The organism is Pseudomonas sp. F220 (assembly GCF_057813935.1).
On sequence record NZ_JBVASJ010000086.1, the window covers coordinates 1 to 2,637 of the forward strand.

At 63.4% G+C, this 2,637-nt stretch carries 2 protein-coding genes; both read left to right on the top strand.

Translation table 11 applies throughout. The features are described 5' to 3' along the window. Positions 1 to 230 precede the first annotated feature (230 nt). Entirely contained in the window at positions 231 to 1,817 is a 1,587-nt protein-coding gene (istA, locus tag ACZYSM_RS29015) for an IS21 family transposase (RefSeq protein WP_489077081.1), read from the top strand. Further along, positions 1,795 to 2,544 carry an IS21-like element helper ATPase IstB gene (gene istB / locus ACZYSM_RS29020; protein ID WP_489077083.1) on the top strand — a complete coding sequence of 250 codons (750 nt, stop codon included), beginning with the start codon at positions 1,795 to 1,797 and terminating at the stop codon, positions 2,542 to 2,544. The genes istA and istB overlap by 23 nt, the downstream gene beginning before the upstream one ends. The last annotated feature ends 93 nt before the right edge of the window (positions 2,545 to 2,637 follow it).

Consider the following 2,637-nt stretch of genomic DNA (forward strand, 5'->3'; position numbering starts at 1 on the left):
TGCGTATTTCGGTCCATCGTGACCGTCCGTTTCGGTACATCGTGACCGACCATTTCGCTAACGCGTGACCGCTCATTTCGCTAACAACGTGACCGATTTTCCGCCTGTTCCGAAACAGCCGGTCACGCCCTTACCGAAATGACCGGTCACGTTGTTAGCGAAATACCTAAACCCCGTTGCGCATGACCTGACGCGCCGCCACCCTCCGTCCCATTTCGGGGAATCGAAGGATGGCGGCGCAGCGAGTAGCCATGCGTAATATCAAAGAATGCTTGCGCCTCAAGTTCGAGGCCGACCTGTCCCACGAGAAGATCGCCCGCGCCTTGCAACTGTCCAAGGGCGTCGTCAGCAAGTACATCAAGGCGGCGCGCGACACTGGCATCGAGTGGCCCGCGTTGGCTCTACTGGATGAGGTGGCGCTCGGCGCTGCCCTGGTGCCCGCCGCCAAGATCGTCCACACACGCGGCGACCGCGTGTTGCCTGACGTGATCACCCTGCACCGTGAACTACGTCGAAAAGGCGTGACGCTACAACTGCTGTGGGAGGAATACACCGCCGCCCATCCCGACCAGCCGACCTACCGCTACACCCAGTTCGTCGAGCATTACCGCAGCTACGCTCGTACGCTCAAGCGCTCGATGCGCCAGCAGCACCGCGCTGGCGAGAAGCTGTTCATCGACTACGCCGGGCCGACGTTGCCGGTGATCGACGCCGCCACCGGCGAGATCCGCCAGGCGCACATTTTCGTCGCAGCCCTCGGCGCCTCGAACTACACCTACGCGTGCGCCACGCCGGGCGAGACCCAAGTGGACTGGCTGACGGCGTTGAGCCAGGCCCTCAGCTACTTTGGTGGCGTCCCCGAAATGATCGTACCGGACAACCCGCGCGCCCTGATCTCCCGACCTGACCGCTATGAGCCGGGCCTGAATCGCGCGGCACTGGAATGTGCCCGGCATTACGGCGCCATCATGCTCCCGGCGCGACCGCGCAAGCCGCAGGACAAAGCCAAGGCAGAGGTCGCGGTGCAGGTGGTCGAGCGCTGGATTATGGCGCGGTTGCGGCATCAGCAGTTCTTCAGCCTGCATGCGCTCAATCAGGCCATCGCCGTCTTGCTGGAGGATTTGAACCGACGCCCGTTCAAAAAGCTCGACGGATGCCGATTGGACTGGTTCGAACGACTCGACCAGCCGGCGCTGAAACCGTTACCGGCGCACCCGTATGAGGTCGTGACCTTCAAGCGCTGCAAGGTCAACATCGACTACCACATCGAGGTAAATGGCGGCTTTTACAGCGTGCCCTCGACTTTGGCCCGGCAAAGCGTCGACGCCCGAGTGGGCGCCCATACCGTCGAAATACTGCATGGCCACCGCCGGGTCGCCAGCCACTTGCTGCTCCAGCGGCGCGGCGCCTACAGCACCCAGAGCGAACACATGCCAGCCTCGCACAAGGCCCATCGCGAATGGACACCGCAGCGCCTGCTCGACTGGGGCGAGCGAATCGGCCCGCGCACCCGGCAGATCGTCGAACACCAACTGACCCACAAACCTCATCCGGAGATGGGTTACCGCTCCTGCCTGGGCCTGCTCTCGCTGGCTCGCCACTATGGCAACGAGCGTCTGGAGGCGGCAGCCAGCCGCGCCGTGCAACTGCGCGCACTCAACAGCCGCACCGTACGCAACCTGCTCAAACAAGGGCTCGACCAGCAACCGCTGCCCAAGGTCACCGCCGCCGCTCAACCCGCCTGCCACGAGAACGTGCGCGGTGCCGACTATTACACCCAAAAGGAGCTGTTCAATGATGACGCAACACACGCTTAATCAGTTGCACCAACTGCGTCTCAGCGGCATGGCCAAGGCGCTGGAAGAGCAGTGGACACTGCCAGCCAGCCACAGCTTGAGCTTCGATGAGCGGCTCGGCCTGCTGCTTGACCGCGAACTGGCCTGGCGCGACAACAAACGCCTGGAGCGACTGCGCAAACAAGCCAAGCTCAAATACGCCGGTGCCTGCCTGGAAGACCTCGACCGCCGCCAGGGCAGAGGCCTGGACGAACGCCAGCTCACGACCCTGGCCAGCGGTGACTGGATCCGCCAACAGCACAACCTGTTGCTGACCGGCCCAACCGGCGTCGGCAAAACCTGGCTCGCCTGCGCCCTGGGCAACCAGGCCTGCCGCCAAGGCTACAGCACGCTGTACCTGCGCACGCCGCGCCTGCTGGAACAACTGCGCATCGCCCACGGCGACGGCAGCTTCGGCCGCACGCTGCAACAACTGGCCAAAGTCGACGTGCTGATCCTGGACGACTGGGCCCTGGCACCACTGGAAGAAAACGCCCGGCACGACCTGCTGGAAGTGATCGACGACCGCGCCGGCTCCCGGTCGACGGTACTGACCAGCCAACTGCCGGTCGACCACTGGCATGGCTGGATCAACGACCCGACGGTAGCCGACGCCTTGCTGGATCGACTGGTGCACAGTGCGTACCGAGTGGTGATGAAAGGCGAGTCGCTGAGACGTCAAAAGACGGAAGAAGAGGCGGCATCGTGACCGATGCGGTTAGAATTTAGACCCCGCGCAATGGGGTGGAGGGATCGGTCACGTTGTTAGCGAAATGACCGGTCACGATGAGCGAAATACGCA

Excerpts from the sequence above, each read along its gene's own strand:
- istA (WP_489077081.1), top strand. The coding sequence starts at position 231 with ATGGCGGCGCAGCGAGTAGCCATGCGTAATATCAAAGAATGCTTGCGC.
- istB (WP_489077083.1), top strand. The coding sequence starts at position 1,795 with ATGATGACGCAACACACGCTTAATCAGTTGCACCAACTGCGTCTCAGC.